We start from the raw sequence: 25218 nt of genomic DNA, 5'->3' as shown, positions 1-25218 counted from the left end.
ATACCGATTTCGTCAAAAAGTCGCGTCCTGCCGCACAGATTCGCGGTGACGAGCATCAATCTTCAATCCTATTCCGTTTGCACAGATATGTCGCACTGATGTTTTTAATTGTTCGACGGCTTGCTTATCGGCCATACTTCCCGCCATGCGCATATTCGGGCCGGCTGGCTTTTCATCGACGCGCTTTTTTTTCACGCCCGGCCGGTTTTGCCGTGCGGCGCTCTTGGTGCTTCTGCCACTGACGGCCCTCGATGCCCGTGCCGAGCAGCAACTGGTCTGGGCGACCGGCGCCTATTCCTTTTCCGACGAGCGCGGCGGTTTCCGCATCACCGGGGCTTCCGGCATCGGCACGAAGGAGGATCCGCTGGTCATCACCGAAGAGCTGAATTCAGCGACGCCGGTAACGCTGGCCATTCGCACGACAAGGCCGATCCAGCCGTTCGGCAAGGCGGGAGACTTCGCCAATGGTCTGATGTATATGCGCATCGACGTGCTCAACAATAGCGGCCAAGCCTGGGTCGAGTTCCAGTTCGAACTCCAGGAGATCCTCGACCAGCCGAGCGTGTTCGGCGACGGCCTGTCGTTCGACCAGCGCAACAAAACGCCCGAAAATATCTGGTCGAGCAGCTACGCCGATTTCGACCGCAATTTCGAACCGTATGACCGCCTGCTGTTCAAGAACGGCAAGATCGACCCGCTGAAGACCGCCAGCTTCTATTTCCTGATCACCGACTACACGCCGCGCTGGACGTTCTATCTGGTGCAGGATCCGCGCATACCGTCGAGCTGAACTTGCAAATTCAAGCTCCGCGGCCGAATGTGAAACCATGACTGCCGCCCCCCACACTAGCCGAGCCGATCTCGCCGAGCTGCTGGCCTTCTACGCCAGCGCCGGCGTCGACGAGGCACTTGAAGAACAGCCGGTAAACAGGTTTGCAGAAGCCAGGCCGCCGGAGCGGGTGCCTGCGGCGGCCGCTCTGCCGGCCGGTGAAAATGCATCGCCTCATCGCTCGACGAGCGTGTCGCGCGCCGAAATGGGCGAGAGACCGAATACGGCACCGGCAGTGCGAACGTCCGCGGCCATGTCAACGGTGCCCGACGAGGCGCAGGCGGCATTGGCGCGGCAACTGGCGAGATCGGCGGCAAGCCTCGACGAGCTTCGCCAGCACATGGCGGCATTCGACGGCTGCAATCTTAAATTCACCGCCAAGAACCTGGTGTTCGCCGACGGCAATCCGACTGCCGCGGTGATGCTGGTCGGCGAAGCACCGGGCCGCGACGAGGACATAGAGGGCTTGCCGTTCGTCGGCCGCTCGGGCCGGCTGCTCGACCGCATGCTGGCCGCGATCGGTCTTGACCGGACATCTGCCTACATCGCCAACGTGATTCCCTGGCGGCCGCCGGGCAACCGCACGCCGACGCCGCACGAGACCGAGATCTGCCGGCCGTTCATCGAGAGGCAGATCGAACTGGTCAATCCGAAGGTGCTGGTCAATCTCGGCGGCCCGTCGGCAAAGACCCTGCTCAACACCTCCGAAGGCATATTGCGGCTGCGCGGCAACTGGCGCGTCCACACGACTCCGTCTGGCGTCGCCATTCCCGCGATGCCGACCCTGCATCCGGCCTATTTGTTGAGAACGCCGGCGCACAAGAAGCTGGCGTGGCGGGATTTCCTCGAAGTGAAGGCGAAGTTGCGGGCACTTGGGTAACGGTGCAGAACGCGTCTTCCGTCCTCCCCTTGCGAGGAAGGAAGGGCGGCATCATGACCTAGCAGGTAATTGAAATGCGCCCACTGCCGGCCTAGTCATCTCGTCATGACAGCAGCCCAGATTTCCGCCGGCAGTCTCATTCGCGAATGGCGTACACGCCGGCGCATGAGCCAGCTCGACCTCGCTATGGAGGCCGAGGTCTCGCAGCGGCATCTGAGTTTCGTTGAAAGCGGCCGCGCCGCACCCTCGCGTGACATGGTGCTGCATCTGGCGGAGCAGCTTTCGATCCCGCTCAGGCAGCGCAACCAGCTGCTGCTGGCCGCCGGCTTTGCCCCGAGCTTCAGCGAACGACCACTTGACGATGCCTCGATGGCACCGGCGATGGCGGCGGTCGAGACCGTGCTCAAGGCGCACGAGCCGTTCCCGGCGCTTGCCGTCGACCGGCATTGGAACCTGGTGTCGGCGAACGCCGCCATCGGCCCGTTCCTCGCCAATGTCGCCGACGCCTCCCTGCTGAAGCCGCCGGTCAACGTTTTGCGCCTCAGCCTGCATCCCGGCGGCATCGCGCCGCGCATCGTCAACCTTGCGGAATGGCGGACGCATCTTCTGGAGCGGCTGAAGCGGCAGAACGACGCTGCCGCCGATCCGGTTCTGGTCGAGCTCGAGCGCGAGCTTCGGGCCTATCCGTCCGGCCTTAAAAGCAGCCGGCCGGCGCCGGTCGAACCGAACGCGATTGTCCATCCGCTCAAGCTTGCCCATGACGACGCGGTGCTGTCGTTCATCAGCACCATCACCGTGTTCGGCACGCCGCTCGACGTGACGCTGTCGGAGCTGGCGATCGAATCTTTTTTCCCCGCCGACGAGCAGACGCGGGCGGTGCTGATGCGGCTGGCGAAAGAGCGGACCGACGCAGCGGGCTGATCACCCTTCCGGCGCGACGGCCTTGCGGGTGCGGGTGCGTTCGAGACCCAGCTGGCGCTCGCGCCAGATGATGAAAATCCCCGCCGCAACCACGATCATGCCGCCGACCAGCATGTTGATCGTGGCGACGTCGCCAAAGACCAGATAGCCGACGACGACGCCGAGGATCATCGAAGTGTATTCGAAAGGTGCTACGACGGAAGCCTCGGCATGGCGATAGGCCGAGGTCATCAGGATCTGGCCAAGCCCGCCGCAAAAACCCGCGGCAATCAGAAGCCCCGCCTGTGCTGGCGTCAGCGCCTGCCAGCCGAATGGCAGCGAAAGCAGCGCCATGACGCTCGCGGTTACCGAAAACCACAGCACGATGGTCGCCGTCCGCTCGCTCTGGACGAGGTTGCGAACCAGGAGCATGGCGATGGCCGAGATCGCCGCGGCTATGAGGGCGGCGATGACGCCAAGCACCTCCTGATCGCCAAGGGCAGCGCCCGAACTGAGCAGCGTCAGTTCCGGCCACGAGATGATCAGCACCCCGACCAGGCCGACGGCAACCGCACTCCAGCGATAGATGCGGATGGCTTCGCCGAGGAAGATCGAACTGAACACCACGACCAGCAGCGGCTGCGCGTAGTTCAGTGTGATCGCCTCCGGCAGCGGCAGCCGCGTCAGCGCGAAGAAGCCGAGCCCCATGGCACAGACACCGACGACGCCGCGCGCAATGTGGTTGAGCGGGCGCTTTGTCGAAAAGGCGGTTCCGAGTTTTCCCTGGAAGGCGAGGAAGGCGATGATCGGAAAAATGGCAAAGAAGGAGCGGAAGAAGACGATCTGGCCCGCCGGCACGGTGCCTGCCGCCTTGATGCAGGACGACATGCCGACGAAGACCGCCACCGATACGATCTTGAGCAAGATCCCGGTCAGCGTGCTGTGCTCGCCGGCAAGGTCGCCAGCTGCAAGCACTGGCAAATCCGGTCTGGCTGTCACGCCCCTTTTGCTTCCTCGATCGCCGCCCAGATGCACGCCGGCGTTGCCGGCATGTCGATATGCCTGATGCCGTAGGTGCGGTAGAGCGCGTCGGTCACCGCATTGAGCGCGGCAGGCGTCGACCCGATCGTACCCGCCTCCCGCGCGCCCTTGATGAAGGCCATATCCTCACGACGCGACACAGAGGCCCTCGTTCCGAATTTCGGCGTGACGACGGTCATGGAAGCCTCGCGATGATGCTTGGGAAATGATCGCCTGAAATAGACGTCGCTGCAGTTTTGTCGAGGGAACGTTTCGTGTAAAGAGCGCAGACTTCAAATTATTTGGACCAGCGGACCCGCCCGCCGCTCCCTGATCGACAGGAAAAATCAAGGAATGCGCACAGATACCGGCCAGGTCTTCAAGCTCGAAGACTATCGCCCCAGTGATTATCTCATTCCGGAAACCAGCCTGACTTTCCGCCTTTCGCCTGAAGCAACGCATGTGACCGCCGTGCTGACGGTCGAACGCCGCGACGGGATTGCGGCGTCGGTGCCACTGGTGCTGGATGGCGACGGGCTGACGCTCCGCAGCATCGCCATCGACGGCCAGGAACCGAGCCCTGCGGATTTTCTCGCCACGCCCGATCAACTGACAATCATCAGCCCCCCTGCGACAAGGTGCTTCCAGCTGAGAATTGAAACCGTGTTGGCGCCGGCGCAGAACGAAGCGCTAATGGGCCTCTATCGCTCGAGCGACGTCTATTGCACACAATGCGAGGCCGAAGGCTTTCGCCGCATCACTTATTTCCTCGACCGTCCCGACATCCTGTCGGTCTATACGGTCCGCATCGAAGCTCAGCGCCGTGAGGCGCCGCTGCTTTTGTCCAACGGCAACCCGGCCGGCAGCGGCGAGCTTGCCGGCGGCTGGCACTATGCGGTCTGGCACGACCCCTTCCCCAAGCCGTCCTATTTGTTTGCCCTGGTGGCGGGCGACCTCGGCAAGATCTCGGACAGTTTTGTCACCCTGTCTGGCCGCAAGGTCGAGCTTGGAATCTATGTCGAACCGGGCAAGGAGAGGCTCGCCGGCTACGCCATGGACGCTTTGAAACGGTCAATGAAATGGGACGAGGAGGCATTCGGCCGCGAATACGACCTCGATGTCTTCAACATCGTCGCCGTGTCCGACTTCAATATGGGCGCAATGGAGAACAAGGGCCTCAACATCTTCAACGACAAGTACGTTCTTGCCGACCAGGAAACTGCGACCGATGCCGATTTCGCCAATATCGAAGCCATCATCGCGCATGAGTATTTCCACAATTGGACAGGTAACAGAATCACTTGCCGCGACTGGTTCCAGCTTTGCCTGAAGGAAGGGCTGACGGTTTTCCGCGACCACGAATTCTCGGCCGATCAGCGCTCGCGCGCCGTCAAGCGCATCGCCGAGGTGCGTACGCTGCGCGCCCATCAGTTTCCCGAGGACCAAGGGCCGCTGGCGCATCCGGTCCGGCCTCGCCGCTACCGCGAGATCAACAATTTCTACACGGCGACGGTCTACGAAAAAGGCTCGGAAGTCGTACGCATGATCCATACCATCCTCGGCGCCGAGACGTTCCGCGCCGGCATGGACCTCTACTTCGAACGTCACGACGGCCAGGCGGCGACGATCGAAGACTTCATCAAAGTGTTCGAAGACGTCTCAGGTCGCGACCTGTCGCAGTTTTCGCTGTGGTATCATCAGGCCGGTACGCCGAACCTGACCGTCAGTTCGGCGTATAATCCGGCGGCGCGGGAATTCACGCTCGAAATCGAGCAGTCGGTGCCGCCAACACCGGCCGAAAGCCGCAAGCGGCTGATGCACATTCCGCTTGCCTTCGGCCTGGTTGGCGCCGGTGGCGAGGCGATAGCCCATAGCGGCGTCGAAGGGGCGAATGTCGAGCACGGTGTCATCCATATCCGCAAACGCCGCCATGTCGTCAGGTTTTCCGGGATTGTCGAGCGTCCGGCCATGTCGCTCAACCGCGGCTTTTCGGCGCCGGTGACGCTTTCGGTCGAGCAGCGGCCCGACGATCAGTTTTTTCTGGCTGGCCACGACAGCGACGCCTTCTCGCGCTGGCAGTCGTTCAACACGCTTTTGACTGATGCGCTGATTGCCGGTTTCCGCCAGATCCTGGACCACAGGCCAACCGAGATCAGCGCCCGGCTGACCGGGCTTGCCGGCAAGACAGCCGGCGACGAAGCACTCGAACCCGCCTATCGGGCACTGGCCCTGGCGCTGCCCGGCGAGGCCGATATCGCACGCGACATCGGCAAGAACATCGACCCCGACGCCATTTTCGCGGCGCGCGAGGCGCTGGCAGTTGCGATCGCCGGGGCCAACCGCGAGATATTCTCCAAACTTTACGATCGGCTCGCCGACAATGGCCCGTTCAGCCCGGACGCGGCCAGTGCCGGGCGGCGGGCGCTGCGCAATGTCCTGCTGGACTATCTCTCCTTGCTGCCGGGAGGTGCGGGACTCGCTGCCGGGCACTTCCAATCGGCGACCAACATGACGGATCGTGCCGCGGCGTTGACCGTTCTTGCGCACCGTCACCATGGCTCACCTGAGGCGACCAAGGCACTGGCCGATTTCGAGGCGAAATATGCAACCGATCCGCTGGTCATGGACAAATGGTTCCAGACCCAGGCCAGCGTGCCCGGCCCGCAAACCGTGGACGCGGTGCGCGCCTTGACCAGCCACCCGGCGTTCTCGATGGCCAACCCGAACCGGGTACGGGCACTCATCGGTACGTTTTCCAGCGCCAACCAGACCGGCTTCCATCGCGCCGACGGCCAAGGCTACCGGCTTTTCGTCGAAACGGTGCTGCAGGTCGAAAAACGCAACCCGCAGGTGGCCGCCAGGCTGGCGACGGCGCTCAGGTCGTGGCGCTCGCTCGAACCGGTGCGGCAGGCCAAGGCAAGGGAGGCGTTGCTTTCGATCGCCAATACCGAGAAGCTGTCGGCCGATTTGCGAGACATCGTCGAGCGCACCCTGGCGTAAGCGACCTCCCGTTCTCCCCTTGTGGGAAAAAGGGAAGACCACCCGAAAACCCCATTATTTTAGTCGATTTTTAATCTTTTTTCGCCGCGCCTCTGGACAAGGCGAATCACCTTTGATTCTTTAGTGACGATTCGGAAGTGCGGCGTTGCCGGATCGTCAAGCGGGACAGAAAATCGGGGAGTGCCATTTATGGCGAAGGCGGACGCGTGGGGCGCGCCCGGTGGGACGGCGTTTGACCGTCGCGAGGCGCGAAGCGACGGTCTCGCGGGCAATACGCGGCTCATCGCCGAACCTGCCTACCGACGGCTGCTGGCAGCCGAGCCGCTGTTGCGGCGATCGATCCCAGCCCTCATCATCATGTTTCTGTTGATCATCGCAGTACTGCGCTTTCTGTCGCTGATGAACGAGCGCGACGAGATCGAGCGCGACGCCAAGGCGATCCTTGCGCTGGCCGCCGGCCAACTGGCCAGTTCGATCGCCGACGCGACCATGGTTTCCGCGCCCGGCGCGATCCAGGACCTGCTGGAGAGCACCGGTCGTCAGGGCGCGATGGGCCGAAGCCACGTACTGGCGATCACCGATAGCGCCTTCAAGATCATTGCCGTATCGCCGCAGTCGATGCACTGGGAGGGGCGATCGCTCGATGGCGTCGTGCAGGGCGGGCAGCCGCTGTTCATGTTCGGCGACCGCGCCGGGGTAATGGAGGTCAACATCGGCGGACAGGACTGGTACGCGGCAGTGAGCCTGGCGAATGGCCGAAGGGGTGCCGCGGCAGCGTTCGTGCCGCAGGAGGCAGTTTTTGACGCCTGGCGCAAGACGGTCTCACTCAACGTCACGCTGTTCGTGCTGACGGCCGGCGTGCTGATCATCATCCTCTACGCCTATTTCGGCCAGGCGGCGCGCGCCCAGGCCGCCGATCGCATCTATCTCGAAGCCCACCAGCGCATCGACATGGCGCTGGTGCGCGGCCGCTGCGGCCTGTGGGATTGGGACATGGTGCGCGGCAAGATGTACTGGTCGCGCTCGATGTACGACATGCTGGGCTACGAGCCTTGTGACACGATGCTGTCGTTCGGCGAAGTCGATGAAATCATTCATCCCGAGGACGGCGATTTGTTCGAACTCGCCAACAGGATCGTCGCACGCGAGATCGACCATATCGACCAGGTGTTCCGGATGCGCCATGCCGACGGGCAATGGGTTTGGATGCGCGCAAGAGCACACGTTATCGACCCGGAAGCGCCGGAGATCCAGCTGATCGGCATCGCCGTCGACGTCACCGAGCAGCGGCATCTGGCGCTGCGCTCCGAAGCGGCGGACCTGCGCCTGAGGACGGCCATCGAAAACATCAACGAATCTTTCGTGCTGTGGGATTCGTCCGAGCGCCTGATCATGTGCAATTCCAAATACCAGCAGGACAACGGCCTGTTGGATCGCGACGTGATGCCGGGCGCTCCGCGCGCCGTTCTGGAGGAACGCATGCTGGCCTTCGCCTCGGAGCGGCGGCTTGCCAACACCAACGGACCGCAGGGAGGCGTGACCTTCGAGCGCCAGCTTGCCGACGGCCGCTGGCTGCAGGTGAACGAGTTGCGGACAAGGGACGGCGGTACCGTCTCTGTCGGCTCCGACATCACCCAGATCAAGCTGCACCAGGAGAAGCTGGTCGACAGCGAGCGCCGGCTGATGGCGACAATCCATGACCTCAGCCTTGCCCGCCGCGCGGAAGAAGAACGGGCTCGTGAGCTCGTCGAACTCAATCGCAAATACATGAAGGAAACCGAGCGCGCCGAAGCGGCAAACCGGGCCAAATCCGAATTCCTGGCCAACATGTCGCACGAGTTGCGGACCCCGCTCAACGCGATCATCGGCTTCTCGGAACTGATGGAACGGCGGCTGTTCGGGCCGCTCGGTTCGCCGCGCTACGAAGAGTATGCCACCGACATCAACGGCAGCGGCAAATATCTTCTCGGTGTGATCAATGACATCCTCGACATGTCGAAGATCGAGGCCGGCCAGTTCGCCCTGGATCAGGAAGAAATCGATCTCTGCCCGCTCATCAGGGAGACTGTTCGCGTCGTTTCTCTGCAGGCGGCGGAAAAGTCGATCACCGTCGAAACCCGCATCGCCGATTCGCTGACGCTGTTCGCCGACCGCAGGGCGATCAAGCAGATCCTCATCAACCTTCTGTCCAATGCGGTGAAGTTCACCGGGCAAGGCGGCCACATCTCGGTCAGAGCCCGCAGCATTTCCGCCGCGCTGATCCTGACGATCGAGGACAATGGCTGCGGCATCCCGAAGGCGGCGCTGAGCAAGCTCGGGCGGCCATTCGAACAGGTGCAAAACCAGTTCTCCAAGAGCCATGCCGGCTCCGGCCTCGGCCTCGCCATCTCGCGCTCGCTGGCCGAGCTTCAGGGCGGCGCGTTGAAGATCCGCTCGACCGAAAGCGTCGGCACGATCGTCTCGGTACGCATCCCGATCAAGAAAGCCGCGCAGGCGGTCAGGGCCGCTGCCTGAATGACAAAATAAGTCTCCGGCGGCTCGCACCGCCGGAGCGTTATCAATTCTCACTGCATGCCGTCAGTGCCATCATTGCCCTCGCCGTCCCATTGGCGGTGACCGCCGGGACCCTTCGGCAGTTCGTTCTTCTCGATTTTCCCGTCATTGTCACGGTCGAGCATGGCGAAGACCTTCTTCTGGCGGCTTGTGATGTCATCGGCGGTCAGCGTGCCGTCGCCCTTGGTGTCGTAACGGGCGATGATGCGCCTGGCCATCTGCTCGAAGCGTGCTTTCTCCAGCGCGTCGGCGAGCTGTGCCACGGTCAGCTTGCCGCCATTGTCAGCGACCATCTTCTTCAGCCGCGCGTTCATGGCGTCGGAGAACTGGTCGAAGGTGATGGTGCCGTCATTGTCGTTCATGACCTTGCCGAGGCGCATCATCATGCCGTCGCGCGGCCCGGCCCCGGAGTGCTCGTCTGCATAGGCAGCGGTGCCGACGGCGCCGGCCAGGGCTGCGAAAACGAGTGCAAGTCTGGTCGTCTTTCTCATGGTCTTCTCCTGTTGCGTCGTCACCCCCGATGCTAGAGCGGCGGACCTTCAATCCCCGCTCTATCTCTTTGATTGAACATCGGAACCTCCCAAAGCAGGTCGCAATTTTGGGCCCGATGCTCTCGCCCGTACGGCTGGTTGCCGTCACGGTTTTTTCGCACGAAGCAGAAGGTCGAAATCCTTTCTGACCTTCTGCGACGTCTCCCCGAGATGCGCTTCAAGCACCCCGAAATCCGGCAGGTCGGTGACGGCCAGAAGCAGATCCGAAAGCCCTGGCGGAACGTCGTCGCGTTCGAACGCGCCGGTGAGGCAAAGCCGTATCATCTGGGTCAGCGCCAGATAGAGCGAATAGGCATCCACCAGTTCCTGCCTGACCTGGGCGCTGGCGAAATCCGGCGCCAGGCGCGACAGGACCTCAGCCGTGCCGGTGGCCCTGCGGCCTGCCTCGATCTTTCCGGTGATCAGCGCAACCTGGGCAATGAATTCGAGATCGATGAGGCCGCCCGGGATCAGCTTGATGTCCCAGGGATCGCGCGGCGGCTTCTCCTTGTCGACCATGGCGCGCATCTCGGATGCCTCGGCCATCACCTTGGCTGGATCGCGCGGCAGAGCGAGCACTGCGGCAACCTCTCCCTCGACCTCGCGGCAGAGCTCGGCATCGCCGCCGATCGCGCGGGCGCGCGCCAGCGCCATGTGCTCCCATGTCCAGGCGTCCTGGCGCTGATACTTCTTGAAGGCGTCGACATGGGTGGCCACCGGCCCCTTGTTGCCGGACGGCCGCAGGCGAAGGTCGAGCTCGTAGAGCACGCCCTCGGCGGTCGGCGCGGAAACGGCGGCGATCAGCCGCTGTGTCAGCCGGCTGTAGTAATGCGACGGGGCAAGCGGCTTGTCGCCGTCGGACTCCTCCGCATCGGCGTCGTGATCGTAGAGCAGGATGAGGTCGACGTCGGAGCCCGCCGTCAGTTCGCGGCTGCCGAGCTTGCCCATGCCGAGCAGCGCGACCCGGCCGCCGGCAATATAGCCATGACGCAAAGCGAATTCCGCCATCACCGCCTGCAATGCCGCCTCGATGGTCAGGTCGGCGAGATCGGAAAAAGCGCGGCCGGCGCGCGGCGGGTCGATCGACCCGGCAAGCAGCCTGACGCCGATCAGGAATTTTTGCTCCGAAGCAAAGATGCGCAGCCGGTCGAGCACGTCTTCATAGGCTCTGTCGCCTTCGAGGAAGGCGGCAAGGCGCGCCGACAGATAGGCGCGGTTTGGCAGTTCGCTCAGCAGCGCCGGATCGAGCAGCCCATCGAAGACATGCGGCCGGCGCGTGATGATGGCGGCGAGCCGCGGTGCCGCGCCCATGATAGTCGCCATCAGCTTCAGCAAAGCCGGATTCGACTGCAGCAGCGAAAACAGCTGGATGCCGGCAGGCAGGCCGGCAAGGAATTCGTCGAAGCGGATCACTGCCTCGTCCGCCCGCCGCGTCTGGCCGAAGGCTTGCAGCAGCGCCGGCGTCAGTTCGGTCAGCCGCTCGCGCGCTTCCGCCGACCTGGTGACGCGGTAGCGGCCGAAGTGCCAGCCGCGGATAACCCGGCAGATGTCGCTCGGCCGCTGGAAGCCGAGCCGCTGCAAGGTCTGCAAGGTATCGGGATCGTCGACGTCGCCGGTAAAGACCAGATTGCCGATGCCGGCCGAAAGCTCCGGCGCGGTTTCGAACAGCGCTGCATAGTGGCGCTCGACCTGGTGCAGCGCCGCGCGGAACGTTTCGGCAAAGCCTGCCGCATCGGCAAAGCCCAGCATGCGGGCGACGCGCTCCAGCCCCTCTTCGTCCTCCGGCAGGATATGCGTCTGCTGGTCGGCAACCATCTGGATGGCATGTTCGACGCGGCGCAGGAACCAGTATTGCCTGGTGAGCGCATCGCGCGCGTCGGCGGTGATCCAGCCGCGGGCGGAGAGCTCGCCGAGCATCGACACGGTCTCGCGGCCGCGCAGTTCGGGAAAGCGGCCGCCGGCGATGAGCTGCTGGGTCTGGACGAAGAACTCGATCTCGCGGATGCCGCCGCGGCCGAGCTTCACGTTGTGGCCCTTGACCGCGACCTCGCCATGGCCCTTGTGGGCGTGGATCTGGCGCTTGATCGAATGGACGTCGGCAATCGCCGCATAGTCCATGTATTTGCGCCAGATATAGGGCTGCAGCTCCTTCAGGAACGCGGCGCCGGCGGCAACATCGCCGGCCACCGGGCGCGCCTTGATCATGGCGGCGCGCTCCCAGTTCTGGCCGCGCGCCTCATAGTAGCGCAGCGCCGCCTCGACCGGGATCGCCAGCGGCGTCGAGCCGGGGTCGGGACGAAGCCTGAGATCGGTGCGGAAGACATAACCATGCTCGGTGCGGTCCTGGAGAATGCGGACCAGCCGGCGGGTCAGGCGCGAAAACAGCTCGGTTGCATCGAGCGGATCGACGACAGCTGGCGCATCGGGGTCGAAGAAGACGACGAGGTCGATGTCGGAGGAAAAGTTCAGCTCATGCGCGCCGAGCTTGCCCATGCCGAGCAGAATCCAGCCCGAGCGTCGCGCCGGATTTTTGGCATCCGGCAATCGGAGCTTGCCTTGCTCATGCGCGTCGCGGAGCAGGAAATCGACAGCCGCACGGGTGCAGGCGTCGGCAAGGTCGCTCAGTCGCCGCACCGTCAGCGAGGTCTCGGCTTCGCCGGCGAGATCGGCCAAGGCGATCAGGAAATGCGCCTCCGCCTTGCATTGGCGCAGCTCCATCATCAGGCTGCTTTCGGAGACGGCCTGTACGCGTGCTGCCTTGTCGACCGCGGCGCCGATCGATGATAGCCGCGCCTCGATGGTCTCGTCGAAAAGCGCATCGAGTCTCCGCGGCCGGCGGCGCGCGGTATCGCGCAGGAACGGCGACAGGTCGAACACGGCGGCGAGGAAATCCTGGACGACCCCCTTGCCTGCCAAGAATTTCGCCAGTCGCGGCAGTTCTTTTTGCCGCGCGGCGTCGGCGATCTCCGACAATCCCTGCCTGGCGCGGCTTGCATCCAGCGGAACGAGCTTTATCGCCGGCTTCAACAGCCAGTCCGTTTCGAGGCGTCGCACTGCCATCCTCGCCACCATCAGCGATCCTCCCGCCCGGGAAAACTCATGACGACGGACAATCCGGGATTGCCGGGCAGAAGCTCAAGCCGTCCATTGTGGAACGTCACGATCGCCTTGGCGAGGCTCAAGCCAAGGCCGGAACCCGGCTGCGAGCGGCTCTTTTCCAGCCGCACGAAACGCTCGGTCACCCTGGCGCGGTCGACATCGTCGGGAATGCCCTGGCCGTTGTCGGAGACGGCGAGTCTGATCTCGCTACCGACACGCTCCAGCGTCACGCGAACCGTAGGCCTGGAGGTCGAGTCGGTCGAATATTTGATCGCGTTGTCGACGATGTTGGACAGCGCCTGGCCAATCAGCTCGCGATTGCCGTTGACGGCGAAGGAACCTTGCACCGAAGTTTCGAGCGTCACGCCCGCCTCCTCCGCTACCGGCTCGTAGAGTTCGACGACGTCGTGCACGGCAGCGGCCAGATCAACCCTGGTGGTGCTTTCCGAGGAATAGCCGGCTTCCAGTCGCGAGATCATCAGGATGGCGTTGAAGGTCTTTATCAGCTGATCGGATTCGGCGATCGTTCCTTCCAGCGCCTGCCGGTAGTCGCTGGTGTTGTGCTTGCCGGAAAGCGTCGCCTCGGCGCGATTGCGCAGCCTGGTCAGCGGCGTCTTCAGGTCGTGGGCGATGTTGTCGGAGACCTGCTTCAGGCCCTCGTTGAGCGTGGCGATCCTGGCCAGCATGGAATTGAGGTTTTCCGACAGCCGGTCGAACTCGTCGCCGGCGCCGGTGACCGGCAGCCGGCCGGAAAGATCGCCGCCCATGATACGGCGGCTCGCCTCGGACACGCTGTCGATGCGCTTCAGCGCCGCGCGCCCGACGAAGAACCAGATCAGCAGCCCGCCGACGCCCATCATGCCGAGCGCCAGCATCAAGGCGCGGCGAATGACGGCGCGGAAGCGCTCCGGCTCGCCGAGGTCGCGGCCGACCAGCATGATCATCTGGTTGGGCAGGCGCAGCACCAGGGCAATGGCGTTGTGGCCCTTCTCGCCTTCGGCCTGAACTTCGCTCTGGGCGGGCTCGTTCGGGTCGGAGACCGGGTTGCGCTGCCGCTCGAGCTCGCCCTCACCGAAGCGGCGGTAGGAGAACGGTTCGATGGTCCAGCCCTCGGCCTCGATCACGCCCGGCTCCAGGCTCTGCACGTTGCCGGTCAGGATCTGGCCGTTGGCATCGGCGATCAGATAGAGATTGGCGCCGGGCTGGCGGGAGCGCTGCTCGACGACACGGACCAGCAGCGGCAAGCCGCCGCGCTGATAGGCGCGGGCGAGGCCGAGCACCTCGTCGTTGATCGTGTCCTGGGTCTGGCCGGTCAGCATGCGCGCCGAGAGCGAGGTCATGTACAAGACCAGCAACACCGCGCACAGCGCAAAAAGCAGAAGATAAAGCGCCGAAAGCCGCGCTGCCGTCGTCTTCATGATGGCCGGCACGGAAAGAGTCATGGGGTTCTAGCCGCTTTTCAGCATATAGCCGGCGCCGCGAACCGTGTGCAGGATCGGCTTGTCGAAGCCCTTCTCGATCTTGCCCCGCAGCCGCGAGATATGAACGTCGATGACGTTGGTCTGCGGATCGAAATGGTAGTCCCAGACATTCTCGAGCAGCATGGTGCGCGTCACCACCTGGCCGGCATGGCGCATCAAATATTCGAGCAGGCGGAACTCGCGGGGCTGAAGCGTTATCTCGCGCCCGGCGCGCCGCACCGAATGCGACAGCCGATCGAGTTCGAGATCGCCGACCCGGTAGACGGTGTCGGCTTCCCTGGCGCTGGCGCGGCGGTTCAGCACCTCGACGCGGGCGAGCAGCTCGGAAAAGGCGTAGGGCTTGGTCAGATAGTCGTCGCCGCCGGCGCGCAGACCGGTGACCCGGTCGTCGACTTCGCCGAGCGCCGACAGGATCAGCACGGGCGTCGTATTGCCTCTGGACCTGAGCCCGGCAATGACGGACAGGCCGTCGCGGCGCGGCATCATGCGATCAACGACCATGACGTCATAGTCGCCGGAATCAGCGAGCGCGAAGCCGGTTTCGCCGTCGCCGGCGACATGGGCGGTATGGCCGGCCTCGGCGAACGCCTTCTGCAGGTAGTCGGCTGCCTCGCGATCGTCTTCTATGACGAGAATCTTCATAGAACCGTTATACGCGATTTCGCTGGAAGATTGAGTGGCCGGCATATGCATCGTGGCCTTCTCCATGGCGTATCGCGAACAAAGTGATTCAGGGATACGCGGTAAGTCTTTGTTTTAGCATGTCGTAGCCTAAAACCGCTTCACGCCTTGAGCGGCATGTTCGAGCGGCAGCGGGCGATGGGAAGCCCGCTGCCGCTGGGGCGGAACACGATGACTGACTAACGTATTCAGGCCCCGTGCTTTCCCGTGCGGCGGCTCGGGGGTGTTGAAAACCGCCGCACCGGAAAAGTCGACCACTAGAGCGCCGCGCGTCCTCTTGGACGCGCAAAGGACGCTCTAGCACCTTGAATCGGCGCATGAGCCTTTCCGAAAACGGAATACGTGTTCGGGGTCATGCGCTCAGCCCTTGGCGACAGGCAGTGCGACGAAGCGGTTGCTGTCGTCGCGGGTGATCTGCATCAGCACCGCTTTGCGGCCGGACTTCACCGCGTCGGCCATCGCCTTGTCGACGTCGCCGGTGCCGTTTACTTCCGCCGAATTGACGGAGGTGATGACGTCGCCGGGCTGGATGCCGCGATCGGCGGCATCGCTGTCGGGGTCGACATCGGTCACCACAAGGCCCTTGCCATTGTCAGACTTGGTGACGGTCAGGCCGAGATCGGCGAGCGTGTCGGTCTTCGGCGCGGGGGCAGGCTGCTGGTCGGCCGAGGCCTGCTTGTCGCTCGACGGCAGCTTGCCGAGATCGACCTTAACCGCCTCGCTCTTGCCGTTGCGCCACACCGTGACATCGACAGATTTGCCGGGCGGGTAAGCGCCAATCAGGCGGGCGAGTTCCTTCGGCGAAGCAACGTCCTTGCCGTCCACCTGGGTGATCACGTCACCGGCGGTGATGCCGGCCTTCTTGCCGGGACCGTTGTCCTGCGCGCTGGCAACGAGCGCGCCCTTGCCGGACCCAAGGCCAAGCGACTCGGCGATTTCGGGGGTGACCGGCTGGATCTCGACACCGAGCCAGCCACGCTGCACGGTGCCGTTCTTCATCAGATCCTGCACGACCTGCTTGGCGGTCGAAGCGGGAATGTCGAAGGCAATGCCGACGCTGCCGCCTGAGGGCGAGAAGATCGCGGTGTTGATGCCGACAACCTGGCCGTTGAGGTTAAAGGTCGGGCCGCCCGAATTGCCGCGGTTCACCGAGGCGTCGATCTGGATGAAGTCGTCATAGGGACCGGCGCCGATATCGCGGCCGCGGGCCGAAACGATGCCTGCGGTAACCGTGCCGCCGAGGCCGAACGGATTGCCGACAGCCACCACCCAGTCGCCGACGCGAACCTTGGAATCATCGGCGAAGTCGACATAGGTGAACTTGTTGCCGTCATCGACCTTGAGCACGGCAAGATCGGTGCGCGGATCGGTGCCGATCAGCTTGGCGTCGAGTTCCTTGCCGTCATTGGTCACCACGGTGAAGGCGGTGCCCTCCTCGACGACATGGTTGTTGGTGACGAGATAGCCGTCATCGGAGATGAAGAAACCGGACCCTTGCGCCACCGGCCGCGGCTGGTCGTTGTTGCGGTCACGGTGTCCAAAACGGCGCATTCCGTTCGGGCCCTGATCGCCGCCTTGATCGCCAAAGCCGCGGAATTCGCGGAAGAACCGGCGCAGCTGCGGGTTGTCGGGAAGATTGCCTAAGCCGTCCTCGTCGTCCATCTGGCCGGAACCGTCATCGGCCGTCGACTGGATCTTGGCCTTGACGCGCACGCTGACGACCGCCGGCGAAACGCGCTCGACCACATCGGCGAAGCTCGGGACCTGCGGTGCCTCGACACGCACGGCGTCGGCCAGCACCGGGGCTGTCCCGGTGGCAACAGCACCAAAGCCGATCGCGCCGGCAATGGCCAGGGATGCGGCTGCGGCCAGAAGGCGTTTGCGGGTGCGTAGATATGAATTGGGGGCAACATTCATGGTTCTCGTATCCTCTTTTCAAGGGACGCCCCTTGATTGGCATCCTCGACAAAGGAAATAGAGAGCCGCACATTACGGCGCCATTTCCGGTACATGAAACTTTCGTAATGTATCGATCAATCGCGGCGGAGCATCTTGTCCAGCGCCGCCTGTTCCTCGGCAGTTAATGCAGCGGTCACCGTCGAACGACGCGAGCGGGCGGCCAGCAGGATGAATGTCCCGCCAACGAGCAGCAGAAGAACTGGCGTCCCCCAGAGCAAAACATTGCGCAGATTGAAGCGTGGCTTCAGCAGCACGAATTCGCCGTAGCGCGAAACGACATAGTCCATCACCTGCCGGTCGGTATCGCCGGCGACCAGGCGCTGGCGCACAAGGATGCGCAGATCGCGGGCGAGGTCGGCATCGGACTCGTCGATCGACTGGTTCTGGCAGACCATGCAGCGCAGGCCTTCCGACAAAGCGCGCGCCCTCGCCTCGAGTGCCGGGTCGGCGAGCACCTCGTCGGGCTTGACCGCCTGCGCGGCGCCGGCGAACAACAGCGCCAGCAGCAGGACCAGCGAGGCCAGCGTGACCCTTTTCATTGCGGGCTCGCCGATGGCACGCCGGCCGCAGCCTTGCGGCGCGACGGTGCGCCGACGCGCAGGCGGCGGTCGAGCAGCGACATCGCCGCGCCCGCCATCATCACCAGTCCGCCGCCCCAGATCAGCGTCACCAGCGGCTTCCACCACAGACGAACGACCACAGAGCCATCGCTGCCCTCGTCGCCAAGCGAAAGATAGAGCTGGCTGAAGCCGATCGTCCTGATGCCGGATTCGGTTGTGGTCATCTGGCGCACCGGATATGAGCGCTTGGCCGAGGTGATCTCGCCTGCGACGCTACCGTCGGCGCCAAGCAGGGCGAAGCGGCCGCGATCCTCACTGTAGTTAGGCCCCTGGGCCGGGTAGAGCCCCTCGAAGCGCAGCTTGTGGCCGGACAGTTCGACGGTCTCGCCGGCATGCATCGCCAAGATTTTTTCGGTGCCGAAGCAAAGCGTGCCGACAATGCCGAGCGTTGTCAGCCCGAGGCCGAGATGCGCAAGCGCTGTGCCGAAGACCGAGCGCGGCAGGCCGGCGAAGCGCCTGAGCATGGTGGCGGGCGCGACGGTGCCGAAGCCGGATTTGACGGCGAGATCGGTGAGCGCGCCGCAGATCAGCCAGAAGGCAAGGCCGACACCGAGTGCCGCCAACACCGAAGCGCCATCGATGAACAGGGCCGTCACCAGCACGGCGAGCAGCGCCGCCGCGAAAGCCGCCATCAGGCGCTGGGCGACCGCGAAAATGTCACCGCGCTTCCAGGCGAGCAGCGGCCCGAACGGCACGACGACCAAGAGCGGCACCATCAGCGGGCCGAATGTCAGGTTGAAGAACGGCGCGCCGACCGAAATCTTGTCGGCAGACAGGGCTTCGACGACGAGCGGGTAGAGCGTGCCGACCAACACGGTGGCGGTGGCGGTGGTCAGGAACAGATTGTTCAGGACCAGCGCGCCTTCGCGCGAGATCGGGTGAAACAGGCCGCCGGCCGTCAGCCGGGAGGCGCGCAAGGCAAACAGCGCCAGCGAGCCGCCGATGAACAGCGTCAGGATGCAGAGGATGAACACGCCACGCGTCGGATCGGTGGCGAATGCGTGCACCGAGGTCAGCACGCCGGAACGCACCAGGAAGGTGCCGAGCAGCGACAGCGAGAAGGTCAGGATCGCCAGAAGCAGCGTCCAGATCTTCAGCGCCGAGCGCTTTTCCATGACGATCGCCGAATGCAGCAGCGCCGTGCCCGCCAGCCACGGCATGAAGGATGCGTTCTCGACCGGATCCCAGAACCAGAAGCCGCCCCAGCCGAGCTCGTAATAGGCCCAGTAGGAGCCCATGGCGATGCCGCCGGTGAGGAACATCCAGGCAACCAATGTCCACGGCCTTACCCAGCGCGCCCACGAAGCGTCAATGCGGCCCTCGATGAGGGCAGCGACAGAGAAGGAAAAGCAGATCGAGAAACCGACATAGCCGAGATAAAGCAGCGGCGGATGGATGGCGAGGCCGAGGTCCTGCAGGATCGGGTTGAGATCGCGGCCCTCGATAGGCGCCGGATTGAGCCTGACGAACGGGTTCGACGTCGTCAGGATGAACAGGAAGAAAGTGGCGCCGATCGCTCCCTGCACGGCAAGCACATTGGCCCGGAGCGTCGCCGGAAGATTGCCGCCGAAGACGGCGACGAGCGCGCCGAAGAAGGTCAGGATCAGCACCCAGAGCAGCATCGAACCTTCGTGATTGCCCCAGGTTCCGGTGATCTTGTAGATCAGCGGCTGCAGCGAATGCGAGTTCTCCCAGACGCTCTCAACCGAGAAGTCGGAGCCGGCGTAGGCGGTTGCCAGAGCCACGAAAGACAGCGCCGTCAAGGCAAAGCCGGTCAGCGCGGCCGGTGCGCCGACGGCCATCATCTTGTGGTTGCCGGTGCGCGCACCGAACAGCGGCACCATCGTCTGCACCAGGGCCAGCGCAAACGCCAGGATCAGGGCGAAATGTCCGGTTTCAACCATTGTCACCGCACCCGCTAGTCACTCTTGCTCTCCTGCCATACGCCCTTGGCCTTGAGGCCGTCGGCCACTTCCTTGGGCATATAGGTCTCGTCATGCTTGGCCAGCACGCTGTCGGCGACAAAGATTCCGTCAGGGCCAAACGAGCCTTCGGTGATCACGCCCTGTCCTTCCCGGAAGAGGTCGGGAAGAATGCCGGTATAGGTGACCTTGACGTCCTTCTGGTTGTCGGTCACCGAAAAGGCGACGGTGGCGCCTTGGCTACGCTCGACCGTGCCTTTTTCGACGAGACCGCCGAGCCTGATGCGCTGGCCCGGCTGAAGGCTGGCGGTGGCCAGATCGGCCGGCATGTAGAAATAGGAGGCCTTCTGGCCAAGCGCATAGAAGGTCAGCCCCGTGGCAACACCGAGAAACCCCAGCCCCGCTGCGATCACCGACAGTCGTTTCTGCTTGCGCGTCATCGCCTACTCCGTCGCCGTCACGCCAAGCGAGGCGGCAAAGGCGGTGAATTTCCTGGCCTGGTCGCTGTCCGCGCCAAAGACGGCGATACCGCGATTGAGCGCGTCACGCGCCTGATCTGTCTTGCCCAGCACGGCATAGGAACGAACGAGCTGCATCCACCCTTCCTCGTCGCGCGGATTTTGCCGAAGCTTTTCGTCGAGGCCGGCAACCATGGTGCTGATCATGGCTTGCCGGTCCTGCGGCGACATCGAGGAAGCAGCATCGATATCCTCGGCGGTCGGCCCTTTCGCGGGCGCCTCCGAAGCGACGCTGCGGGCGGCGGATTCGGCCAGCGCCTGCTCGGCGGCGCCGCGCCACGGCGAGCCCTGCGGCAAGGCGGCAAGCATCTTTTGCCAGGCCGCCGTGGCTTCAGCTATGCGGCCTTCCTGTGCCATGCCCATGGCGAGATAGAACGAGGCCTTCGGATTGGCCGGATCGAACTTCAACGCCGCCTCGAAAGCCGCCTGCGCTTCGGCGGAGACAATGCCGCCGGCCGCATTGGCGATCGCCTCGCCAAGACCCGCCTGGCGGGCGGCGCTGTCGCCGTCGAGGCGGATGGCGTTGCGATAGGCGGTCACCGCATCGGCGTATCGCTGCATGCGCAGATAGACCGGCGCCAGCACGTCCCAGCCGCGGCCATCGGATGGGTTGGCCGCCAGGTGCGCCTCGGCGCGGGCTATCAGCTCGTCGACCGAGCTGTCGGCGGGGTTCTTGGCCAGGCGTTCGCTGAGCGGCTGCGACGGCAGGTCGGGTGAGCCGAGCTGGCCATAGAGGCCCCAGCTGACCAGCGGAACCAGCAGCACGGCCGCCGTCGCCACCAGCCTTGTCGACCGCGACGGCTGCGTCGCCGTGTCGTCGGCGTGGCCGGCATTGCTCAGGCGAAGGATGCGGCGGGCGATTTCGGCGCGTGCCTCTTCGGCCTCCATTGGCTGGATCAGGCCACGCGCCAAATCGCGGTCAAGCTCGGCCAGCTGGTCGCGATAGACTTCAAGGTCGTGATCGCCGGCAGCGGACGCGTTCTTCGATCCGCCGGCCAACGGCAGCAGCACCGCCAGGCTTGCGCCCAGCGTCAGGATTGCGGCTATGACCCAGAACAGCATGGCTCTTCCAATAGAACGAGACCCTTGCCCTGCCAACACAAGCGTGCTGCGACGCTTTGGCGGGGCCGCTCCGATCGATAATGCATGTCGCGCAAAAGTGTGCAGCGGTTTTGCGATAACGACCATGCATCAAAACAAGAACCTAAAGCGCGTCGCATGAGGCCGGTCGAACGCGACGCGCTTTAGTGCCGGACCGGAATCGGCGGATCGACGGCCGGCCAGCTACGTCAGCGGCGTCCAGCTGCCGTCGGCATTGCGGCACGCGGTTCCGCGCGCGGTGGCGCCGGCGGTGCCGGTAAACACCGTATGGGTGTATTGCCGGCAGTCCTGCGAGCCGACGCGATAGGGCTGGGCGGCGACCACTTCGCCGCGATGGGCCGAACTGTCGCTCTTCCAAGCCACTTTCTGGCCGCTCGCCGTGTATTCAAGCGCCTTGTATTCCGCCTCGAGCGCGCTGCGCTTCTCGGTCTCGCTCAGGCCGGCGCCGATAGAGCCGCCGACGAGGCCGCCGCCCATGGCGGAGATGATCGTCGTCGCCACCTTGGCGCCGCTGGGGGGCGTCGCGGCCGGCGTCACCGTAACGGCCGGGCCCTTGCCGAGCGTTGTGCAGCCGGAGACGGCGAGCAGGGCGGAAACGAGCGCGACGCGAATCTTCATGCCAATACCGGCTTTCTTGAGCTGGACCGCCGCGCTGTCAGCAGCTGGCGCGGCCATAATGTCGATGTTTGTCGGAAATTTGGCCGCAGCCGGCCACCTGGAAAAGCAATCTGGAAAAGCATTACTGAAGGCTCCGCAATCGAACCATCGCCTTCAATCCACCCATGACGGATCGTTCCAGCGCCAGAGAGCCTCCATACTCGTTGACAAGGTCGGCGACAATGGCAAGTCCGAGCCCGCTGCCCGGTTTTGTCTCGTCGAGACGCCGGCCGCGCTGCAACACCTCGCGCGCCTTGTCGTCGGGAATGCCGGGGCCGTCATCCTCGATGCTGATCTCGAACAGGTTGGCTGCGCCTTCCGTGCCAGCGCCACCCTTGCTGGAGATTGGCTTGACCGAAACGGCGACCGCGCTCCTTGCCCATTTCATCGCATTGTCGAACAGATTGCCGAGCAGCTCCTCCAGGTCCTCGCGTTCGCCGGCAAAGACGATGTCGGTGGCCGGCAGTGAGAGCGACAGCGCCGTCTGCGGGTTGAGCTTCTGCAGCACCCGAACCATGCGCTGGACCAGCGGCGCCACCGGCGTACGGTAGACGACGCTGTCGCGCTGCGCGGCGACGCGGGCACGTTGCAGATAATGGTCCACTTGCTTTTGCATGGAAGCGGCCTGCTCGGCGATCAGCTGACCCTTGGCGCCACCCAGCGCCCGTCCCTCGTTGAGCAGCACGGCAAGCGGCGTCTTCAGCGAGTGAGCCAGGTTGCCGACCTGCGTGCGCGACCGCTCGACGATACGCCTGTTGTTCTCGATCAGCGCATTGGTCTCGTTGGCGAGCGGCTCGATCTCGGCCGGGAAACGGCCGTCTAGGCGCTGCGCGGTTCCTTCGCGCACCATGGCAAGCGCATTCCTGACCCGGCGCAGCGGCTGCAGGCCGAGCAGGATGGCAATCGCATTGATGGCGATCATGCCGACGCCGAACAGCGACAGATAGGTCAAAAGGCGCCGCTGGAAGGTGGCGATTTCCTGCTCGAGCTCGGTCTGGTTGCCCATGACGCGGAAGCGCGCGGCGCGGTTTTTCGCATCGAGCACGAACTCGCTCTCGAACACCTCCAACTGCTCGCCTTCGATGCCGTCCGCTGAATAGCTGCGCTGGAAGCTGGCATTGAAGGGCACCTCGGCAACGCTTGGCGACGGGATCGCCTTGGTCATCGACGACGAATGGAGATCGCCGTGCACGCCTTCCGAGGCAGGCTCGACCGACCAGTACCAGCCGGAATTCGGTTCCGAGAACCTCAAATCACCAAGGTCGGGGGCGCCGGTCAATTGGCCGCTTTCAGAAACGCCGACCGAGCCGATCAGGTTGAACAGATGCGCCGAAAGCAGGCTGTCGAAACCGCGCTCGCTGGCCTGGCGATAGAGCGTGGTGATCAAGGTGAAGATGACGACCAGAGTGAGGATCGCCCAGACCGTGGAAAAGGCGATGACGCGAAACGCCACCGAACGCGGCCATGACCGCAGCGACGGCGTGTTCGAGACGGCGGGTTTTGTAGGCAGCGGTTCCGCGTTACGCCTCCGGCTTACGCATGCGGTAGCCCATGCCGCGAACAGTTTCGATCATGTCGATGCCCATCTTCTTGCGAAGCCGTCCGACAAAGACCTCGATCGTGTTGGAATCGCGGTCGAAATCCTGGTCGTAGAGATGCTCGACCAGCTCGGTCCGGGACACCACCTCGCCCATGTGGTGCATCAAATAGGCAAGCAAGCGGAATTCGTGCGAGGTCAGCTTCAGCGGCACGCCGTCGACGTCGGCCTTGGAGGCCTTGGTGTCGAGGCGGAGCAGCCCGCAGGTCAGTTCGGACGAAGCGTGCCCGGCAGCACGCCGGATCAAGGCCCGCACCCTGGCCAGGATTTCCTCGATGTGGAAGGGTTTGGTGACGTAGTCGTCGGCGCCGGCGTCGATGCCGGCAACCTTGTCGCTCCAGCGGTCGCGTGCCGTCAGGATCAGCACCGGCATCTTGCGGCCGCCGCGCCGCCAGCGCTCGACCACGCTGATGCCGTCCATCTGCGGCAGGCCGATATCGAGCACCGCGGCATCATAGGGCTCGGTGTCGCCGAGAAAGTGCCCTTCCTCGCCGTCGAAAGCGCGGTCGACGACATAGCCGGCATCGACCAGCGCATCGCCGATCTGCCGGTTGAGATCCTTGTCATCTTCGACGACGAGTACGCGCATGCGGAAGGCCTGTTGAAGCTGTTCAGATATAGGCCGATTCCGGCAGACTGGGAAACGGCACGGTTCAGTTCAGCGGAACGACGATCTCCGAGCGACGAGGACGCTGCCCGTCCTTGCCCGGAACGAGCACGACGATGACGCAGACCGGCTGGCCGCCGCGTGTCGACTGCGAGGCCTTGGCCAAGGTGCCGCCATTCTGCTCGGCCACCTGCTGGCCGATCGCGTAGCAGTCGGAGGCGGCGAGGACGACCGGCTGCGGCTGCTCGGGCACGACAACGGGGATCGCCATCGCTTGCGACGCAAGCAGACCGGCGGCTGCGAGCGCCAGTGCCGCGGTCCGGAAGTGGGGGCGAAGGATCTTCATGGTCAGCGTTCTAACGCGCCGGTGCTGAACGTGATATGAACGGTGAACGCTCGAATGCATGCCCGCCACACCCCTGAAGCGCGAGATTACCGGATTGCCATTTCGCCGCCCGGCTCCGCGAAATCGCCAATGTTTAACCTAGCCCTCCAATCCTTCGCCGACAACCGGCATCATCTGGCGGGCAGGACCATTTGGGAGGACGAAGCATCCGGCCCAAGACAACCGATGGCAGTTCAGGCGAACCGAACCTGAAACAAAAAACCCGCCTCTGCGGCGGGTCGCTGGCGTCATCAGCACCATAGGGAAATTAGTAGCATAGCTGCCGGCACAAAGCAAGAACAAAATTGCCCGATTTGCAAAAAGTGCCCGGTGGTCAGCCCTCGTCCTTGATCACGGCGCGGAAGCGCAGCAGCCCGTGATGGGCCGAAAGGTCCTCGTCGTAGCGGGCTTCGGCGAATTCGAGCTTGAGGTAGGCGCGGCGATGTTCGCCGAGCGAGAGAGCCGTATCGCGCAGGCGGGTGCTAACAAGGTCCATGATGTCATTGGTTTCCTTGCTGGCCTCTGATTTCGACCAGACATGCAACGTCAGCAACTGTTCTGCGTCGTTCTCCATCCCCGTTGCCCAATCGTAGACGCTGGTGCGGCCGAAGGTCATGTGGGGGAACGCAACATTTTCCGGCGCATGGTCGAACAATCTTGCATCGCCCAGTGCCGCCGACAGGTGGGGATCGCCGTTCACTGCCTCGAATATGGCCCTCTGCAATTCGACGGCCGGCGCGGTCATCGTCTTTCCCTTCGCCCGTCGCGTCGACCTCCCGGCTGCGTAGCTGCGTTGCATGAAGGCATCCCGGCAAAGCGCGAATCAGCGCGTCTCATGCGGATTATGAACCTTCATGATCTCGGCAATAAGCCCTGCTC

Annotated in this window: 22 protein-coding genes; 5 read left to right on the top strand and 17 right to left on the bottom strand. The window is 64.0% G+C overall.

The window, feature by feature from the left end; genetic code table 11:
- Positions 1-12 precede the first annotated feature (12 nt).
- The gene (locus tag NKI67_RS15515) at positions 13-195 is read right to left on the bottom strand and encodes a hypothetical protein (protein ID WP_198023574.1); all 183 of its coding nucleotides are present in this window, start codon (positions 193-195) and stop codon (positions 13-15) included.
- Between NKI67_RS15515 and NKI67_RS15510 the strand changes: the two genes are divergently transcribed.
- The 3 genes from NKI67_RS15510 to NKI67_RS15500 all read left to right on the top strand — a co-directional run bounded on the left by NKI67_RS15510 (position 146) and on the right by NKI67_RS15500 (position 2630).
- Positions 146-790, top strand: coding sequence for a hypothetical protein (locus tag NKI67_RS15510; protein ID WP_352645819.1), 645 nt, complete (start codon positions 146-148; stop codon positions 788-790). The two genes, NKI67_RS15515 and NKI67_RS15510, sit on opposite strands and share 50 nt — an antisense overlap.
- Positions 791-827: 37 nt before the next feature.
- Entirely contained in the window at positions 828-1709 is an 882-nt protein-coding gene (locus NKI67_RS15505) for a uracil-DNA glycosylase (RefSeq protein ID WP_352569853.1), read from the top strand.
- Positions 1710-1814: 105 nt separating this feature from the next.
- The gene (locus NKI67_RS15500) at positions 1815-2630 is read left to right on the top strand and encodes a helix-turn-helix domain-containing protein (RefSeq protein ID WP_352591946.1); all 816 of its coding nucleotides are present in this window, start codon (positions 1815-1817) and stop codon (positions 2628-2630) included.
- On the opposite strand, the gene NKI67_RS15495 is transcribed toward NKI67_RS15500, so the two are convergent.
- Positions 2631-3608, bottom strand: a complete 978-nt coding sequence (locus NKI67_RS15495; protein WP_502894781.1) for a DMT family transporter — start codon at positions 3606-3608, stop codon at positions 2631-2633. It abuts the gene before it with no gap.
- On the bottom strand, positions 3605-3829 hold the full coding sequence (locus NKI67_RS15490; RefSeq protein ID WP_352645858.1) for a hypothetical protein: 225 nt from the start codon (positions 3827-3829) through the stop codon (positions 3605-3607). Before NKI67_RS15490 ends, NKI67_RS15495 begins: the two co-directional genes overlap by 4 nt.
- A gap of 154 nt (positions 3830-3983) precedes the next feature.
- Here NKI67_RS15490 and pepN point away from each other — a divergent pair, with 154 nt between their 5' ends.
- Positions 3984-6629 (top strand): aminopeptidase N, encoded by a 2646-nt coding sequence (gene pepN / locus NKI67_RS15485; protein WP_352645817.1) that lies wholly within the window; start codon positions 3984-3986, stop codon positions 6627-6629.
- Between the two features lie 189 nt (positions 6630-6818).
- Positions 6819-9143 (top strand): PAS domain-containing sensor histidine kinase, encoded by a 2325-nt coding sequence (locus NKI67_RS15480; RefSeq protein WP_352645815.1) that lies wholly within the window; start codon positions 6819-6821, stop codon positions 9141-9143.
- A gap of 50 nt (positions 9144-9193) precedes the next feature.
- Here the strand turns inward: NKI67_RS15480 and NKI67_RS15475 are convergent, their stop codons facing one another.
- The 14 genes from NKI67_RS15475 to NKI67_RS15410 form a co-directional block, all read right to left on the bottom strand.
- The gene (locus NKI67_RS15475) at positions 9194-9673 is read right to left on the bottom strand and encodes an EF-hand domain-containing protein (RefSeq protein WP_023677815.1); all 480 of its coding nucleotides are present in this window, start codon (positions 9671-9673) and stop codon (positions 9194-9196) included.
- Between the two features lie 144 nt (positions 9674-9817).
- A complete protein-coding gene (locus NKI67_RS15470) occupies positions 9818-12784 on the bottom strand; it encodes a bifunctional [glutamine synthetase] adenylyltransferase/[glutamine synthetase]-adenylyl-L-tyrosine phosphorylase (protein ID WP_198023572.1) in 2967 nt (988 codons plus the stop codon).
- Positions 12784-14253: a sensor histidine kinase gene (locus NKI67_RS15465; RefSeq protein WP_023677817.1), complete on the bottom strand. Its 1470-nt coding sequence runs from the start codon at positions 14251-14253 to the stop codon at positions 12784-12786. The genes NKI67_RS15470 and NKI67_RS15465 overlap by 1 nt, the downstream gene beginning before the upstream one ends.
- 6 nt (positions 14254-14259) lie before the next feature.
- Positions 14260-14934: a response regulator transcription factor gene (locus tag NKI67_RS15460; RefSeq protein WP_023677818.1), complete on the bottom strand. Its 675-nt coding sequence runs from the start codon at positions 14932-14934 to the stop codon at positions 14260-14262.
- Between the two features lie 399 nt (positions 14935-15333).
- Positions 15334-16890 carry a Do family serine endopeptidase gene (locus NKI67_RS15455; RefSeq protein WP_023677819.1) on the bottom strand — a complete coding sequence of 519 codons (1557 nt, stop codon included), beginning with the start codon at positions 16888-16890 and terminating at the stop codon, positions 15334-15336.
- A 116-nt stretch (positions 16891-17006) separates the two neighbouring features.
- On the bottom strand, positions 17007-17471 hold the full coding sequence (locus NKI67_RS15450; protein ID WP_084641257.1) for a cytochrome c-type biogenesis protein: 465 nt from the start codon (positions 17469-17471) through the stop codon (positions 17007-17009).
- Positions 17468-19456, bottom strand: a complete 1989-nt coding sequence (locus NKI67_RS15445) for a heme lyase CcmF/NrfE family subunit (RefSeq protein WP_352622503.1) — start codon at positions 19454-19456, stop codon at positions 17468-17470. Before NKI67_RS15445 ends, NKI67_RS15450 begins: the two co-directional genes overlap by 4 nt.
- A 14-nt stretch (positions 19457-19470) precedes the next feature.
- Entirely contained in the window at positions 19471-19914 is a 444-nt protein-coding gene (gene ccmE, locus NKI67_RS15440; protein WP_023677821.1) for a cytochrome c maturation protein CcmE, read from the bottom strand.
- Between the two features lie 3 nt (positions 19915-19917).
- Positions 19918-21054 carry a c-type cytochrome biogenesis protein CcmI gene (ccmI, locus tag NKI67_RS15435; protein WP_352645813.1) on the bottom strand — a complete coding sequence of 379 codons (1137 nt, stop codon included), beginning with the start codon at positions 21052-21054 and terminating at the stop codon, positions 19918-19920.
- A 222-nt stretch (positions 21055-21276) separates the two neighbouring features.
- Entirely contained in the window at positions 21277-21711 is a 435-nt protein-coding gene (locus NKI67_RS15430) for an RT0821/Lpp0805 family surface protein (RefSeq protein ID WP_023677823.1), read from the bottom strand.
- A 121-nt stretch (positions 21712-21832) separates the two neighbouring features.
- Positions 21833-23260, bottom strand: coding sequence for an ATP-binding protein (locus tag NKI67_RS15425; RefSeq protein WP_051406157.1), 1428 nt, complete (start codon positions 23258-23260; stop codon positions 21833-21835).
- A gap of 10 nt (positions 23261-23270) precedes the next feature.
- Positions 23271-23936, bottom strand: a complete 666-nt coding sequence (locus NKI67_RS15420; RefSeq protein WP_023677825.1) for a response regulator transcription factor — start codon at positions 23934-23936, stop codon at positions 23271-23273.
- 64 nt (positions 23937-24000) lie between these two features.
- The gene (locus NKI67_RS15415) at positions 24001-24300 is read right to left on the bottom strand and encodes a hypothetical protein (protein WP_023677826.1); all 300 of its coding nucleotides are present in this window, start codon (positions 24298-24300) and stop codon (positions 24001-24003) included.
- 373 nt (positions 24301-24673) lie between these two features.
- Complete coding sequence (locus NKI67_RS15410; RefSeq protein ID WP_023677827.1) at positions 24674-25084, bottom strand: DUF3168 domain-containing protein; 411 nt, start codon at positions 25082-25084, stop codon at positions 24674-24676.
- Positions 25085-25218 lie beyond the last annotated feature (134 nt).

Origin of the sequence: Mesorhizobium sp. M0408 (assembly GCF_040321495.1) — a bacterium.
Taxonomy (GTDB): domain Bacteria; phylum Pseudomonadota; class Alphaproteobacteria; order Rhizobiales; family Rhizobiaceae; genus Mesorhizobium.
The sequence above is the reverse complement of the archived record's forward strand: the minus strand, read 5'-3'. Positions and strand labels throughout refer to the sequence as shown.

What these genes read in the sequence shown, in the direction of transcription:
- NKI67_RS15510 (WP_352645819.1), top strand. Translation starts at nt 146, where the DNA reads ATGCGCATATTCGGGCCGGCTGGCTTTTCATCGACGCGCTTTTTTTTC.
- NKI67_RS15505 (WP_352569853.1), top strand. Translation starts at nt 828, where the DNA reads ATGACTGCCGCCCCCCACACTAGCCGAGCCGATCTCGCCGAGCTGCTG.
- NKI67_RS15500 (WP_352591946.1), top strand. Translation starts at nt 1,815, where the DNA reads ATGACAGCAGCCCAGATTTCCGCCGGCAGTCTCATTCGCGAATGGCGT.
- NKI67_RS15490 (WP_352645858.1), bottom strand. Translation starts at nt 3,829, where the DNA reads ATGACCGTCGTCACGCCGAAATTCGGAACGAGGGCCTCTGTGTCGCGT.
- pepN (WP_352645817.1), top strand. Translation starts at nt 3,984, where the DNA reads ATGCGCACAGATACCGGCCAGGTCTTCAAGCTCGAAGACTATCGCCCC.
- NKI67_RS15480 (WP_352645815.1), top strand. Translation starts at nt 6,819, where the DNA reads ATGGCGAAGGCGGACGCGTGGGGCGCGCCCGGTGGGACGGCGTTTGAC.
- NKI67_RS15475 (WP_023677815.1), bottom strand. Translation starts at nt 9,673, where the DNA reads ATGAGAAAGACGACCAGACTTGCACTCGTTTTCGCAGCCCTGGCCGGC.
- NKI67_RS15470 (WP_198023572.1), bottom strand. Translation starts at nt 12,784, where the DNA reads ATGGTGGCGAGGATGGCAGTGCGACGCCTCGAAACGGACTGGCTGTTG.
- NKI67_RS15465 (WP_023677817.1), bottom strand. Translation starts at nt 14,253, where the DNA reads ATGACTCTTTCCGTGCCGGCCATCATGAAGACGACGGCAGCGCGGCTT.
- NKI67_RS15460 (WP_023677818.1), bottom strand. Translation starts at nt 14,934, where the DNA reads ATGAAGATTCTCGTCATAGAAGACGATCGCGAGGCAGCCGACTACCTG.
- NKI67_RS15455 (WP_023677819.1), bottom strand. Translation starts at nt 16,890, where the DNA reads ATGAATGTTGCCCCCAATTCATATCTACGCACCCGCAAACGCCTTCTG.
- NKI67_RS15450 (WP_084641257.1), bottom strand. Translation starts at nt 17,471, where the DNA reads ATGAAAAGGGTCACGCTGGCCTCGCTGGTCCTGCTGCTGGCGCTGTTG.
- NKI67_RS15445 (WP_352622503.1), bottom strand. Translation starts at nt 19,456, where the DNA reads ATGGTTGAAACCGGACATTTCGCCCTGATCCTGGCGTTTGCGCTGGCC.
- ccmE (WP_023677821.1), bottom strand. Translation starts at nt 19,914, where the DNA reads ATGACGCGCAAGCAGAAACGACTGTCGGTGATCGCAGCGGGGCTGGGG.
- ccmI (WP_352645813.1), bottom strand. Translation starts at nt 21,054, where the DNA reads ATGCTGTTCTGGGTCATAGCCGCAATCCTGACGCTGGGCGCAAGCCTG.
- NKI67_RS15430 (WP_023677823.1), bottom strand. Translation starts at nt 21,711, where the DNA reads ATGAAGATTCGCGTCGCGCTCGTTTCCGCCCTGCTCGCCGTCTCCGGC.
- NKI67_RS15420 (WP_023677825.1), bottom strand. Translation starts at nt 23,936, where the DNA reads ATGCGCGTACTCGTCGTCGAAGATGACAAGGATCTCAACCGGCAGATC.
- NKI67_RS15415 (WP_023677826.1), bottom strand. Translation starts at nt 24,300, where the DNA reads ATGAAGATCCTTCGCCCCCACTTCCGGACCGCGGCACTGGCGCTCGCA.
- NKI67_RS15410 (WP_023677827.1), bottom strand. Translation starts at nt 25,084, where the DNA reads ATGACCGCGCCGGCCGTCGAATTGCAGAGGGCCATATTCGAGGCAGTG.